This window comes from Shewanella sp. P1-14-1, from assembly GCF_001401775.1.
GTDB classification, from domain to species: Bacteria; Pseudomonadota; Gammaproteobacteria; order Enterobacterales; family Shewanellaceae; genus Shewanella; species Shewanella japonica.
On the sequence record NZ_LKTL01000007.1, the window covers coordinates 96,566 to 110,173 of the forward strand.

14 protein-coding genes are annotated in these 13,608 nt (G+C 40.5%); 7 read left to right on the forward strand and 7 right to left on the reverse strand.

Annotation, left to right across the window (positions count from 1 at the left end; translation table 11 throughout):
* Positions 1-61 precede the first annotated feature (61 nt).
* From AN944_RS06840 to pspA, 6 genes are all read right to left on the reverse strand, one after another.
* On the reverse strand, positions 62-400 hold the full coding sequence (locus AN944_RS06840; protein ID WP_055023857.1) for a ComEA family DNA-binding protein: 339 nt from the start codon (positions 398-400) through the stop codon (positions 62-64).
* 157 nt (positions 401-557) lie between these two features.
* Positions 558-1,628 (reverse strand): TIGR01620 family protein, encoded by a 1,071-nt coding sequence (locus AN944_RS06845; RefSeq protein WP_055023858.1) that lies wholly within the window; start codon positions 1,626-1,628, stop codon positions 558-560.
* Positions 1,628-3,070, reverse strand: a complete 1,443-nt coding sequence (locus AN944_RS06850) for a YcjX family protein (protein ID WP_055023859.1) — start codon at positions 3,068-3,070, stop codon at positions 1,628-1,630. The genes AN944_RS06845 and AN944_RS06850 overlap by 1 nt, the downstream gene beginning before the upstream one ends.
* Positions 3,071-3,281: 211 nt before the next feature.
* The gene (gene pspC / locus AN944_RS06855) at positions 3,282-3,677 is read right to left on the reverse strand and encodes an envelope stress response membrane protein PspC (protein WP_055023860.1); all 396 of its coding nucleotides are present in this window, start codon (positions 3,675-3,677) and stop codon (positions 3,282-3,284) included.
* Positions 3,664-3,903 carry an envelope stress response membrane protein PspB gene (gene pspB, locus AN944_RS06860; RefSeq protein WP_119968372.1) on the reverse strand — a complete coding sequence of 80 codons (240 nt, stop codon included), beginning with the start codon at positions 3,901-3,903 and terminating at the stop codon, positions 3,664-3,666. The genes pspC and pspB overlap by 14 nt, the downstream gene beginning before the upstream one ends.
* Positions 3,904-3,923: 20 nt before the next feature.
* The gene (gene pspA, locus AN944_RS06865) at positions 3,924-4,619 is read right to left on the reverse strand and encodes a phage shock protein PspA (protein ID WP_055023861.1); all 696 of its coding nucleotides are present in this window, start codon (positions 4,617-4,619) and stop codon (positions 3,924-3,926) included.
* Between the two features lie 178 nt (positions 4,620-4,797).
* Here pspA and pspF point away from each other — a divergent pair, with 178 nt between their 5' ends.
* The 7 genes from pspF to fabV all read left to right on the forward strand — a co-directional run bounded on the left by pspF (position 4,798) and on the right by fabV (position 12,592).
* The gene (gene pspF / locus AN944_RS06870; protein WP_055023862.1) at positions 4,798-5,898 is read left to right on the forward strand and encodes a phage shock protein operon transcriptional activator; all 1,101 of its coding nucleotides are present in this window, start codon (positions 4,798-4,800) and stop codon (positions 5,896-5,898) included.
* A gap of 71 nt (positions 5,899-5,969) precedes the next feature.
* Positions 5,970-7,598, forward strand: coding sequence for an ABC transporter substrate-binding protein (locus AN944_RS06875; protein WP_055023863.1), 1,629 nt, complete (start codon positions 5,970-5,972; stop codon positions 7,596-7,598).
* The gene (locus AN944_RS06880; protein ID WP_055023864.1) at positions 7,598-8,626 is read left to right on the forward strand and encodes an ABC transporter permease; all 1,029 of its coding nucleotides are present in this window, start codon (positions 7,598-7,600) and stop codon (positions 8,624-8,626) included. Before AN944_RS06875 ends, AN944_RS06880 begins: the two co-directional genes overlap by 1 nt.
* Entirely contained in the window at positions 8,616-9,506 is an 891-nt protein-coding gene (locus tag AN944_RS06885) for an ABC transporter permease subunit (protein WP_055023865.1), read from the forward strand. The genes AN944_RS06880 and AN944_RS06885 overlap by 11 nt, the downstream gene beginning before the upstream one ends.
* 4 nt (positions 9,507-9,510) lie before the next feature.
* Positions 9,511-10,518 (forward strand): oligopeptide/dipeptide ABC transporter ATP-binding protein, encoded by a 1,008-nt coding sequence (locus tag AN944_RS06890; RefSeq protein ID WP_055023866.1) that lies wholly within the window; start codon positions 9,511-9,513, stop codon positions 10,516-10,518.
* Positions 10,499-11,284 (forward strand): ATP-binding cassette domain-containing protein, encoded by a 786-nt coding sequence (locus AN944_RS06895; protein ID WP_055023867.1) that lies wholly within the window; start codon positions 10,499-10,501, stop codon positions 11,282-11,284. Before AN944_RS06890 ends, AN944_RS06895 begins: the two co-directional genes overlap by 20 nt.
* A 105-nt stretch (positions 11,285-11,389) precedes the next feature.
* Positions 11,390-12,592 (forward strand): enoyl-ACP reductase FabV, encoded by a 1,203-nt coding sequence (fabV, locus tag AN944_RS06900; protein WP_055023868.1) that lies wholly within the window; start codon positions 11,390-11,392, stop codon positions 12,590-12,592.
* Between the two features lie 87 nt (positions 12,593-12,679).
* Here fabV and AN944_RS06905 read toward each other — a convergent pair whose 3' ends face one another.
* Complete coding sequence (locus AN944_RS06905; RefSeq protein ID WP_055023869.1) at positions 12,680-13,414, reverse strand: hypothetical protein; 735 nt, start codon at positions 13,412-13,414, stop codon at positions 12,680-12,682.
* Positions 13,415-13,608 lie beyond the last annotated feature (194 nt).

Below are 13,608 nucleotides of genomic sequence, written 5' to 3' on the forward strand. Positions count from 1 at the left end.
AAATTAGCGATAAAAAAGGGAGCAAACGCTCCCTTTTACTTTTGTGCTTTTTTAAAGCGAGTTAAAAACTGATTTGTTTCGCATTTTGTTCCACCAGCTTGTCACCAATACCCGCTACTTGAGTCAATTGATTAAGATTACTGAACTTACCATTTTTAGCACGGTAATCGACAATGGCCTTTGCCTTAGATTCGCCAATCCCTTTCAACTGCTGTAATTCAGCCGCGCTGGCTTTATTGATATTAACCTTAGCCATTTTAGAGCTAGTCTGCTTAACAGTGTCATGTTGAGCGGCAACCTGTTTAGCTGTGCTATCCACTTGCTTTGCATGTAAGGGGGATTGGTACATCACAGAAAGTGCGCAGGCGCATACAACGCCCACTAAAAATGAGTGTTTCATGTTGAACTCCTTTAGTCCTATATTAAGTCGATCTGCTTCCTTAATTCCTTGATCGACACTGCAGCTACTTAAGTAATAACTAAATAACTGTCATAAAACTGTAGTCAAAAATCACAACAGGTCAAATTTTACTCAACTTAACCCTATTTTTGTACCGTTAACGTGGCTCTGATTCGACTTTGTCTTTCGAAGAGCTGAGAACCGAAGTCGAAAAACGCTTCAATTCACCCAGAAGCTGCTGATGTATCTGCCCGAGCTTAGGTCGGTTAGACTCTTTAAATTTAAGAGGACGACATAGGTTCATCGCCTGATAGCCCAATCTAGCGGTTAACAAGCCCCCCCCTAAACCTTGTGCAAGTCTTGCTGAGAGTTTTCCGGTCATTTCAACGGATAGTAGCTGTGTACCTAAATCCGTTACGACTTCTGTTGTACCCGTGTACACAATATTGACGATGATACTTCTGATAAGTTTTATTCTGCTCCAGTAGCCAAGTTCGATACCGTAAATATCTGCGATTGCATTAATCATTCGTTGATTACGCCACAATATTATTGCCATATCCAAAACAGCAAGTGGGCTTGCAGCTAGCAAAAGTGCAGATTCAGCAGCAAAGCGGCTCACAACTTGTTTTGCTTGCTCATCACGCTCAATCACCGCTAAGTCATCAAACAGCATGACCATTTCAGCGTCATTATGTTCCTGAGAATTTATCGCAAGGTATTGTTGCTTACCTTTAGAGTCAGGGTATTGCTGAATCAAGGGGTCGATGAACCCCTTAGCTTCACCTCTTTGCATACTTTGACCCAGCCGCTCACCGACTTCTTGAGCATCTGCAACCCCTCGCAGTGCTGTCAGTTTTCGCCATTCCGACAGCGTAATGCTCAGAGCCCACGCGCAAACAACGCCCGTAACAGACATATAAAACCCAAATAGCCATGGGCTTTGTGTAAGCGCATTATTCAAGCCTAAAATTGTTTGAACAATCACCATAGCTAACATGCCGACTAAAGAAAGCTTTGCAAGTAACGACCAGCGCTTGGGTGATGACTTAGCCTCAAGGATATCAATATCTTCAGCCAATTCCGTCAGTGCACTTTCACAAATAAACTCAACTTCTTCAAAGGATTGACTTGGCTTAACATCAGTTTGCCCTTCAACAGAATCAGTACTAAAAACCTGCTGTTTTTTTAATGGTGTGTTCGATTGCGTCTCGTTTGACTGGTTCATTATTGTAATTTGTCCCCAAGTAAAAACTGCAGCAAGTGATCTAAACGAATATGCTCAAAACGCGGGTCTGATATTGATGACTGAGTAATTTTAGGTGGATTAAATGACACAAAGTTAAACCCTTGCTGGTGCCAAAAATTATCATCTGGTAGGGTTTGCGGCACTTCACCTGGGAATATTGTTAGCAGCTTATTGCCTTGATCCAATCCCCTAACCACTTCTTGCTCGCCACTTGCTGTTGTGACCATGCCATGTTGTGTGGCTTTAATTGCACTAATCGCCATAGTTTCGACTTCGCAGCCCTCATAATTGGCAAAATGTTGGCTGTGTTTTAATAAGTCACCCAATAAGTTAAGCACATGACCTTGTTGATCACGTGTCACTCTATCCACTTTACTCGCAGCAAATAATAACTTATCAATTTTAGGGGAAAACAACCGCTTCAGCAGGCTTGATTGACCAAAATGAAAGCTTTCAACAATACTATTTAGCGCATTGCCCATATCTTTAAATTGAGCTTTACCACTGTTTAAGCCATTAAAACAATCCACCAACACTAATTGACGATCGAAGCTGGCAAAATAATCACGATAAAATGGCTTTACAACAACGGATACATATTCTTGATATCGGTTTTTTAACACTTGGAAATAGCTGTTTTCTGGAGCAGATTCAAGTGTCGCTAATTGATCCGAGCTTAAATTAATCAATGGGAAAAATGCCAGCAGCGGAGTGTCAGCAAACTCACCTGGCAGTAACATACGGCCAGGCTGCGCAAGATAAAAACCATGTTGATGAACCAAATCAAGTAATAGTTTTTGATATAAATCAGAAATTTGCTTTAATTTATGCTCATCAGCTGTCTCGGTGAGCGCTAGAGCATTGAGCGCGACTTCAAAATCTACAAAATGTTCAGAATGTTGCAAACGACTCTTTACTTGAATTTGTGATTCTACCCATTGCGAATACGATTGCTTAAGCATAGGTAAATCGAGCAGCCACTCTCCAGGATAATCAACAATATCCACGTATAAGGTGGCGGTTTCGGTTAACTTAGCAAGTAACCCTTTTCTTGGGCGATATTTAATCGCTAACCTAAGCTCGGAGATATTTCTGGTTGATGCAGGCCACTGGGCTGGTAATTGTGTGAGCGCATTTATCGCTCCTTGATAATCAAAACTAGCAATCGCAAGATCAGGCTGCATTGCTCGCTTAATACCAATCAACCTATTTTCTCGAGACACTTGCCATAAAGGTAATGGGTTATTTTTAACATTACTGCCCGCGTGCAACATCTGATTGACTAAGCCAGTAATAAACGCTGTTTTACCTGCACCAGATAATCCCGTAACAGCGAGACGAACATGCCTATCTGTGCTTCGGTGAACAATTTGCTGGGTCTTTTTAGAAATTTTACTGATAGAACGATCAATAAAGCTCATATTGTCTCTCAAAATTCAATGAAATAGCATTCATCAGCTGCAAGAAGTGGTTAAGAATTAATATAACATTAAGGTGAAAGCAGAAAAACTCAAGGGCGGTAAACCGCCCATTGGAATGATTAGTCGAGGCCAATAATGATGAACTTAATTACCAATATTTTTAAACGCGCCTCACGACTAGATTAAACTAAAACAACCTTGATACAGCAAACTACAAGTTATTGATTTCTCTTTTTAAATCAAAATTATCAGAAGTCACATGGCGTTCTAATCGTTGCAGTCTTATTTCTAAAGCATAAAACTGACTATTCACTTCATGTAAAGCTCGTTTAGCGGGTTCTCCAGCCTGCCAAACCTTCTTTTTCACTCCAATATCCTTGTGGTTTTTCGCATGTGTTGTATCTTCTGGTTTAATGTCCAAAATCATCCATAGTGCTATGTATATGACGATTACCGGACCTCCGCCACCCAATAAAAATATTGAGATGGCCAACACACGGACCAACCAGGTTTCAAAGTTAAAGTAATCGGCAATCCCTGCACATACACCTGAAACCTTACCAGTTTTGGGAATACGGTATAAAGTACGACCGTTAGCTTTGCTCATCTTTTCCCCTCCATTCTGGTGCTTCTGTATCTAAAATAGCTTCCAATGTTTCGATTCGCTGGCCCATTTTATCTGCTTGGGCAATTAAATCATTTAGTTGAGTAAACTCCGCCTCAGTGAGCCCCTGGCTCACTTGTCGCTTGCTGCGATAATGAAGAACCAACCAGATAGGTGCCACAATTACTAAAAAAATGATAATTGGGGCAATAAGAAGATCCATATCCATAACTCACCTCTGAAAAAAGTTTACTTGTCTGATTTAGTTTTTGATTTAGGCGCTGACTTTGCTTTAACTTTCGCTTTTAACGCTTCAAGCTCTTCATTAACAGAGTCTTCAGCTTCTAATGCTGCGAACTCATCAGCCAGATTACCTTTTTTACCTAGGTCATAAGCTTCTACTTGTGACTCTAAGCCTTCTACACGGCGCTCGTAGTTTTCAAACTTCGCCATCGCATCGTCAATTTTGCTCGAATCAAGCTGCTTTTTCACTTCTAGGCGTGAAGAGGCAGTTTGCTTGCGCATAATAATCGTTTTTTGACGTGCTCTTGCATCATTAAGCTTCTCTTGAAGTTGTTCAACTTCTTGCTTAAGACGGGCAATATGCTCTTCAACTACTTGAAGCTCCATTTCAAGTGTTTCTAGCATGGTCACTGTTTTTTGTTTCTCAACCAGTGCCGCTTTCGCAAGGTCTTCTCTATCTTTAGATAAAGCAAGTTCTGCTTTTGCTTGCCAGTCGATAACTTGTTCTTGTACTCGGCTGATACGGCGGAGTAATTCTTTCTTTTCTGCTAATACTTTTGCAGACGTTGAACGAACCTCTACCAGCGTGTCTTCCATTTCCTGAATAATCAGGCGTACCATTTTTTCTGGATCTTCTGCTTTATCTAATAAAGCGCTGATGTTTGAATTAATGATATCTGCAAAGCGTGAGAAGATTCCCATAATGTTTCCCTCAAATATTTTGTTAGTGTCGAAGTTTATTATTCACAACCTGTGCCAACTTTACAAAAACATTATATTTCAATGATATAACCAAAAAATTAACTTTTTCTTTATTTTAGTGCGTTAGCCAACTATTATGATTTTCACCACTTGTTAGCGTATTAGACTAAAAATTACAGTGACTAGACAATTTGAGCAAGACAATCTTATCGGACAATCTAATGCTTTCTTAGAAGTTTTAGAACACGTGTCTAAAGTTGCCCCACTTTCTAAACCCGTATTAATCATCGGTGAACGTGGTACAGGTAAAGAGTTAATTGCCGAGCGATTACATTACCTATCTGCGCGCTGGGATCAAGAGTTCATTAAACTAAACTGTTCTTCTTTAAGTGAATCTTTATTAGAGAGTGAGTTGTTTGGCCATGAATCTGGTGCTTTTACTGGGGCTAAGGGTAAACATGAAGGCCGATTTGAACGTGCGGATGATGGTACGTTATTTTTAGATGAGCTTGCTAATACCTCTGGTCTTATTCAAGAAAAACTACTACGTGTTATTGAGTATGGTGAATTTGAACGTGTTGGTGGCAGTAAAACGGTACAAACCAATGTTCGTTTAATTTGTGCTGCAAATGAAGACTTACCAACCTTGGCGGAAAATGGTGAGTTTCGTGCAGATTTACTCGATAGACTGGCGTTTGACGTCATTACCTTACCTCCGCTTCGCTGTCGTACAGAAGATATCATGCCGTTAGCGGAATATTTTGCAGTCAGTATGGCAAGACAACTTGATTTAGACTTTTTTGGTGGTTTTAGTCCTGTGGCTATTGAGCAACTAATGAGTCACCGATGGCCGGGTAATATTCGCGAGCTTAAAAACGTGGTCGAGCGAAGCGTTTATCGTCGTGGCTCAGAAGGGGATGAAATTGACCATATTATTTTAGATCCATTTGCTTCCCCTTACCGCCCGACAAAACGTGTTAGAACACGAGAACGTCAGCAAGAACCTATCGCTAAGCCAAATATGATTGATGATGCACCAACATCATCTGAACAAGGTACTAATGTGGAGCCTAGTAATTCAAACAATAATGCTGCAGACAATAAAGTAACCTTCCCGATTAATTTTAAGGAACACACAGAAAACTACGAAGTTGAATTATTAAAAAGTGCTCTTTCTGAAAGCCAATTTAATCAAAAGAAAACTGCTGAGTTACTAGGCTTAAGCTATCATCAACTACGTGGGATATTAAAAAAATATAATCTGTTGGAGAAGGCTTAATATGATATTTGCTCCCAAGTTATTAACACTGCTAAAATAGACACTTATAGTCTAAATAAAATGATGAAAAAATGCGTGTAAATACAGAACGCTGGAACCCATTAGCATTTCTCTGTGTACTATCTTTTTTAGTCACAGCTTGTGGTGAGCTTAATGTTCCTTCAGGGATAGTTTATTGCTCAGAAGGAAATCCAGAAACATTTAACCCGCAACTAATTACATCAGGCACGACGATTGATGCAAGTTCACATCAGCTATATAACCGCCTAATTGAATACAACAATGACTCTTCTGATTACATCCCATCTCTTGCCACTGACTGGCGCGTATCAGAAGATGGTTTACGTTATCACTTCACTTTACGTAAAAACGTACAGTTTCAATATAATGAACTGTTTAACCCGTCTCGCAACATGAATGCGGATGATGTCATTTTCTCTTTTGAGCGAATCATCAATATTGAACATCCCTACCATCTAGTCAGTCGTACCGGATATCCTTTTTTCCAAAGTATCGACTTTTCCACCTTAGTGACTGACATTGAAAAAGTGAATGACCATGAAGTCATCTTTCACCTTGCCTATAAAGATGCCTCTTTTTTATCTAATCTTGCCACGGACTTTGCCGTAATTTTATCTGCTGAATATGCTGAGCAACAACTCGAGGCTGGCACACCTGAAAATCTAGATTATTTTGCCATTGGCACTGGGCCGTTTTATTTAGCTGAATACGTCAAAAACGATTACATTCGCTTTAAACGCAATCAGTATTACTGGGGAAAAAATGCAGAAATAGATTTACTTGTATTTGATATTACTCCTAAAAGCGAAGCAAGGTTAGCCAAGATTATTACTCAAGACTGCCAAGTCTCAGCCCTGCCTAAAGCCAATGAACTTAAAGTCATAAGCAAACATAAGCACCTAGAGGTCAGTACAAAACCGGGGCTTAATGTTGCATTTTGGGCATTTAACACCCAAAAGCCTCCTTTAGATGATGTCAGAGTTCGCCAGGCTTTAGCCCATGCTGTAGATAAACAGAATATCCTTAATGTGGTGTACCATGACACAGCTGTTGCCGCGACAGGTATTTTACCACCAGCATCCTGGGCTTATTCAGAAATTGAAGATGCTAATGATTTTGACCCAGAAAAAGCCAAATATTTACTGGATGAAGCAGGAGTAACGGACTTAACATTTGATATTTGGGCGATGCCAGTGGTGCGGATTTACAATCCTAATGCACTAAAAACAGCCGAGTTGATTCAAGCAGACCTTGCCAATATCGGTGTTAAAGTCAATATTGTCAGCTATGACTGGAGTGTATTTACTCAGAAATTAATTTCCAGTGATTATGATTCCGTACTGATTGGCTGGAATGCCGATAATACTGATCCAGATAACTTTTTTACCCCTCTATTAAGTTGCAGCGCATTAGAATCGAACAATAACCGTTCTCGCTGGTGTTCTGCAGAACTAGATAATATATTAGCCAAAGCAAAAGAAACACGTGTGAAGTCAGAGCGTAAGCGGCTTTATAGACAAGCTGAGACGTTAATCACCAAGAATGTTCCTATGGTAAATCTTGCTCATGCACAGAAGCTACTGCTTAAGAATACCGACGTTGCAGTTAAAAATGTCAACCCATACGGCGGAATGTCTTTCTCCAATGTGCAATTAATTAATGAGGAGAAAACTCGCTAATGTGGCGCTACCTACTCCGACGAATTAATCTATTTTTTGCCACTTCATTAGTCATGATAGCAGTGCTATTTTTTGCCACAGGTATGTTCCCTGTAGACAAAAGTTATGCATTAACAGGTATTCAAACTCCGACAGCCGAGCAACAAATTCAGGCCACTGAAGATTTTAATCTCGATGGTAACCAACTGAGTCAATTTATTGCTTACCTAAGTCAGCGCTTAAGTGGCAATTTCGGTATATCCATCAACTCTCAACAAAGTGTCGCAGACGAATTGAGTGCCGTTTTACCCGCCTCGTTTGAGCTGTCTATGTTTGCTGGAGTCATTGCGATCTGCTTTGGCGTCCCTTTGGGGGTATTGGCGTCTTTAAGTAAAAGTAAGTCGATTCAACGTAGTATTTTAGCCGTAACACTAACAGGCTATTCAATACCTGTATTCTGGTTAGGATTGACATTATCTCTATGGTTTGGGGTGCAGCTTGAGTGGTTACCCATTTCCGGGCAGATAAATTTACTATATGAAATAGAACCCGTTACTCGGATCATGTTGATTGATATTTTATTGTCAGAAGAAAGCTATCGTATGTCAGCTTTTAAAGATGCACTTTTACATATCATATTACCTGCAGTAACGTTAGCAGTCTTACCCTTTACTGTCGTCATTCGCATTACTCGCCAAGCAATGATGACTGTTATGACTCAAACGTATATCCGCGCAGCTGAGGCTCGTGGGTTAAATACTTACCGTATTTTAATCAAGCACGCCCTTCCCAATGCGCTTATTCCAGTTCTGAAAGCCTTTGGGTTAATGCTCGGTTCATTTGCCAGCTATGGTATCGTTGTTGAAGTTATATTCTCATGGCCTGGTGTAGGTTCTTGGCTTATCAATGGTATTTACCAGCGCGATTACACAGTGATACAAGCTGGGATTTTATCGGTTTCGTTATTGATTATCTTTTTAAGTATTATGATCGAACTTGTGCATACCTCTATTAACCCAATTAATAGGAAAGAAATGTATGCCAATTAATCACCTCTATAAAGAGGAACAGATCACTTCCCCCTTAAGGGAGTTATGGCGTTCATTCGCTAGTAACCCCTTTGCTGTTGCAGGTTTGTGGGCTGTTATTTTCTTATTGATACTTGTCGTCCTTGGCCCTTTGCTGGCTCCTTTTCAACCTGAGATGCAAAATCCAAATGCGATATTACTACCACCGTCTTGGGATCCAACAGGCCATGTTTCCCATTTTCTCGGCACTGACGACTTAGGCAGAGACTTATTCAGCCGAATTTTACATGGCGTTCGACTGACTTTTGGTATGTCGCTTATCGTTGTTGTCTGCGCATTAGTCGTGGGTTTTATTATTGGCTCTTTGTCAGGCATGATGCGTGGATTAAAATCCAGTATCCTTGGCCATCTATTTGATGCACTACTGTCCATCCCATCACTCCTACTTGCTATCTTGGTGGTGGCAGTTACAGGCCCAGGGTTAAGCAATGTTTTTTGGGCTGTTGGCATCGCATTAACACCACAGTTTGTAAGAGCTATTCACCAGGCGGTTCATGAAGAACTGCAAAAAGAGTACGTCACTGCTGCAAGGTTGGATGGTGCAAGTTCACTGCAAATTTTCTGGTATGTCATTATGCCCAATGTATGGGAAGTGGTGATCATACAAACCACCATTGCGATCTCGGTGGCGATTCTTGATATTGCTGCATTAGGCTTTTTAAACCTTGGTGCTCAAGCCCCAAGCTCTGAATGGGGCTCAATGATTTTTCAAGGGTTAAGCAGTTTGCTCATTGCACCTTGGACAATCACCATTCCAGGCCTTGCCATTTTGTTTACCGTTTTATCCATCAACTTAGTGGGTGACGGACTACGCTCGGCACTAGCGCCGATAAGAAACTAAGCTTATGCCATTACTCGATATCAGAAATCTCACCATTGAGCTTGATACGCCACAGGGCAAAGTCAAAGTCCTTGAAAAGGTCAGTTTAACCATTAACCCTGGTGAAATTCATGGTTTAGTTGGAGAGTCTGGCTCTGGCCGAAGCTTGTTAGCAAAAGCCGTACTCGGAGTACTTGGCCCGAACTGGAACATCATTGCAGATCGTATGATGTGGGATGGACAAAACCTCATGGAAATGTCGACAAAACAGCGCCGCAACCTAATGGGCTCTGATATGACGATGATATTTCAAGACCCATCAGGTAGTTTAGATCCGGTGAAAACCATTGGCAGTCAATTAATCGAGTCGTTAACCCCCAATAAAGCGGTACCCTTTTGGCGACGTGCTAAAGACACGCGATTAACGGCGCAAAAGTGGTTGCATAAAGTGGGTATAAAACACCCTAAACGCATTATGAAAAGCTACCCTTGGGAGCTATCGGAAGGTGAATGCCAAAAAGTCATGATTGCAATGGCTGTCGCAAATCATCCACGTTTGTTAATTGCCGACGAACCAACAAACTCGATGGAGCTTAGTACTCAAGCGCAAATCTTCCGTTTATTGTCCCAGCTTAACCAATTGCAAAACGTTTCAATTCTACTGGTTAGCCATGAATTAGAAACGCTAGTTAAATGGTGCGATCGCATCAGTATTTTGTATAGTGGTCAAATTATGGAAACGGGGCCGGTAGCTGAGTTAGTTACCTCCCCTTATCATCCATATACAAAGGCTTTATTCAAAAACTTGCCTGAACATACTGGCAAGTTAAAACACAAATCATATTTACCTTCTATGCCAGGTTCATCCCCTTCATTGCAGCACTTACCTGCCGGTTGTCGGCTCGGACCTAGATGTCCAGATGCTGAGCGCCAATGTGTAATACAGCCGAGTCTTACTCACGAAAAAGACCGCTATTATGCCTGCCACTTTCCATACAAGAATGAGATAGAAGATGACAACGCCATTACTTAAAGTAACCGAACTAAGTAAGCGCTATTTTACGGGCTACAAGCGCTTTAAAGCTCAGTACAACCATGCGCTGTCCCCTGTCTCATTTGAATTAGAACGAGGCCAAACACTCGCCATTGTTGGTGAGGTCAGCTCAGGTAAAAGCACCTTGGCTCGTATGTTAGTTGGAGCAGAATCACGTTCTGGCGGAACCATAGAGTTTGAAGGCGAAGCGCTAGAAGCTAAAAACTTAAAACAGCGTTGTAGATTGATTCGAATGATTTTTCAAGACCCTAATACATCACTCAACCCGAGGTTGACCATAGGTGAGCTACTTGTAGAACCACTTAGATTTAATACGGCAATGCCAAGAGCAGAACGAATCGCTCAGGTCGTCGATACGTTACGAAAAGTCGGTTTATTGCCAGAGCACGCCAGTTTTTACCCTCATATGGTATCGGAAGGACAAAAACAGCGGGTCGCAGTTGCTAGGGCATTAATGCTTAATCCTAAAATTATTATTGCTGATGAAGCATTAACCTCACTCGATTTATCGGTGCGTTCGCAAATTTTAAACCTGCTGTTAAAGCTACAAAAAGAGATGGGGTTATCTTATATTTTCGTGACCCACAATCTTAATGTCGTCCGACACTTTAGCGACAAGGTGATGGTGCTCAATAAAGGGGTATTGATTGAAAAAAATACCACTGCAGAATTATTTGAAAACCCGCAAGAAGAATACACTCGAAGACTCATTGCTGAGCAAGCTCAGTTAACCGCAAAGCGATAAACTGCTCCAACCACTGAGTTATTTTGGCTTTTTTACTAAAAATAAGTGCCATTTCGATGGCTAACTATTTATCCTAAGGCCAATGTTAAAGGAAAAAGAAAAATTATGATTATTAAACCAAAAACACGCGGCTTTATTTGCACCACAACTCACCCACTAGGATGTGAAGCAAACGTCAAAGAACAAATTGAACTAACCAAAGCCAAAGGTAAAATTGCCAACGGCCCTAAAAAAGTATTAGTTGTCGGTTCTTCAAGTGGTTATGGCTTATCATCACGTATTGCCTCAGCTTTTGGTAGTGACGCAGCCACCATCGGTGTATTCTTTGAAAAACCAAGCACCGAAACGAAACCAGGTACAGCTGGTTGGTATAATTCAGCTTATTTCGATAAATTTGCTAAAGCTGAAGGCCTGTATTCAAAAAGCATTAACTGTGATGCGTTCAGTCACGATGCTAAGCAAAAAGTCATTGAGCTTATCAAACAAGACTTAGGCCAAATTGATATGGTCGTTTATTCACTGGCATCACCAGTTCGTAAACTACCTGATACTGGCGAAGTCATCCGTTCAAGCCTTAAACCAATTGGTGAAACTTATACAGCAACGGCTGTAGACACCAATAAAAACACCATTATTGAAACATCTGTAGAGCCAGCTACTGAGCAAGAAATTGCCGACACCGTTACGGTAATGGGTGGAGAAGACTGGGAATTATGGATGAATGCACTTAGCGAAGCTGGTGTATTAACCGATAATTGTAAAACAGTTGCTTACAGCTATATCGGTACTGAAATCACATGGCCTATATACTGGCACGGTGCATTGGGTAAAGCCAAAATGGATTTAGATAGAGCTGCACATGCACTGAATACAAAGTTATCTGCGACTGGCGGTTCTGCTAATGTTGCTGTACTTAAAAGTGTAGTGACTCAAGCAAGTTCTGCAATTCCTGTTATGCCGCTTTATATTGCCATGGTCTTTAAAAAGATGCGTGAAGAAGGTGTGCATGAAGGCTGTATGGATCAAATTTATCGCATGTTTAGCGAACGCTTATTCCGTGAAGACGGGCAAGCTGCAGCAACAGATGACAGTAATCGCTTACGTCTTGATGATTGGGAATTACGCGAAGAGATTCAAAAACATTGCCGCGACTTGTGGGCTGATGTAACCACTGAAAATTTAGCTGAATTAACAGATTATAACGAATATAAAGAAGAGTTCTTGAAACTGTTCGGCTTCGGTATAGACGGTATTGATTATGATGCAGACGTAAACCCTAACGTAACGTTTGATGTCATCAGCTTATAATTTAACGTCGAGAGAATGTTAAATAACAGCAGGGTTTAACCTAATGCTGACAATTAAAAAATCAGCCTCAAATGAGGCTGATTTTTTTTAAAATAACTGGCTAATAAACATCCCTAGTTTTACGAGCACACACCCACCGGCTCCCATCATAAATAAATACATATAGAAAAAACCAACGCCCCCCATTGAAGGATCGTTATGAGCTTCTATCGACACTTTAGACACAGCAAATATAAAACAAAAGTTGAGTAGTAAACTGATAATAAAATAGTCACCGAATACAGGGCTAAACCCACCTAATGCCGCAAAAGGCATGATCAACAGATCTGAAAATTCAGTTTCATTGGTTTTATACACTTCTAACGCTCGACTCAAGGTCCAAATGATGACCCCGATAAACATGCATAGCGAAACACCTAGTGCGCTAAATACGCTATCTAGAGACAATAAAGGCGATGCGACTTCCGAAGAGTTTGAAGTATCTGAAGCACCAGAAAAAAAACTTATTATTGTGTAGCCGATACCAAAGTTACAAAACCAAGCTGTACCAAAAACAAGCAGACTTTTTACTTCTACAGCGTTACCTGCCGTTTTACTTATGATTTGACTAAGTGCGATACCTAACAGCGCCACAACAGTTAATATGGCAAACGCATAACCAAATTGCTCAAAATAAAAGAATGAAAAACTGGGAGGAATGGTAATAAAGGATTGATGAAACTCATTATCAGACTTTGATTTTTCGTTCAATTTGTAGACAGTGTAATAAATAATGAAAGGTTGCAAAGCCATCAATAGCATTGCTAAATAGTTAATATCCATATCGTACTTCATTCCATTTTATCGATTGTAATCTTATCAAGGTAGTCAATTACCTTAAAATTATTATACTCATTTACACCTACTTGTATAACGCAGTTAACTTAAAAACAAACAAATCACAAAACACTTTCTGAAACAATAATAGAAATCATTAGCCGCTGACACTCAAGTTTACGCTCTTAAATAAAAAGGCC

What these genes read in the sequence shown, in the direction of transcription:
- AN944_RS06850 (WP_055023859.1), bottom strand. Translation starts at nt 3,070, where the DNA reads ATGAGCTTTATTGATCGTTCTATCAGTAAAATTTCTAAAAAGACCCAG.
- AN944_RS06840 (WP_055023857.1), bottom strand. Translation starts at nt 400, where the DNA reads ATGAAACACTCATTTTTAGTGGGCGTTGTATGCGCCTGCGCACTTTCT.
- AN944_RS06905 (WP_055023869.1), bottom strand. Translation starts at nt 13,414, where the DNA reads ATGGATATTAACTATTTAGCAATGCTATTGATGGCTTTGCAACCTTTC.
- AN944_RS06885 (WP_055023865.1), top strand. Translation starts at nt 8,616, where the DNA reads ATGCCAATTAATCACCTCTATAAAGAGGAACAGATCACTTCCCCCTTA.
- AN944_RS06875 (WP_055023863.1), top strand. Translation starts at nt 5,970, where the DNA reads ATGCGTGTAAATACAGAACGCTGGAACCCATTAGCATTTCTCTGTGTA.
- pspB (WP_119968372.1), bottom strand. Translation starts at nt 3,903, where the DNA reads ATGGATATGGATCTTCTTATTGCCCCAATTATCATTTTTTTAGTAATT.
- AN944_RS06845 (WP_055023858.1), bottom strand. Translation starts at nt 1,628, where the DNA reads ATGAACCAGTCAAACGAGACGCAATCGAACACACCATTAAAAAAACAG.
- pspC (WP_055023860.1), bottom strand. Translation starts at nt 3,677, where the DNA reads ATGAGCAAAGCTAACGGTCGTACTTTATACCGTATTCCCAAAACTGGT.
- AN944_RS06880 (WP_055023864.1), top strand. Translation starts at nt 7,598, where the DNA reads ATGTGGCGCTACCTACTCCGACGAATTAATCTATTTTTTGCCACTTCA.
- fabV (WP_055023868.1), top strand. Translation starts at nt 11,390, where the DNA reads ATGATTATTAAACCAAAAACACGCGGCTTTATTTGCACCACAACTCAC.
- pspA (WP_055023861.1), bottom strand. Translation starts at nt 4,619, where the DNA reads ATGGGAATCTTCTCACGCTTTGCAGATATCATTAATTCAAACATCAGC.
- AN944_RS06890 (WP_055023866.1), top strand. Translation starts at nt 9,511, where the DNA reads ATGCCATTACTCGATATCAGAAATCTCACCATTGAGCTTGATACGCCA.
- AN944_RS06895 (WP_055023867.1), top strand. Translation starts at nt 10,499, where the DNA reads ATGACAACGCCATTACTTAAAGTAACCGAACTAAGTAAGCGCTATTTT.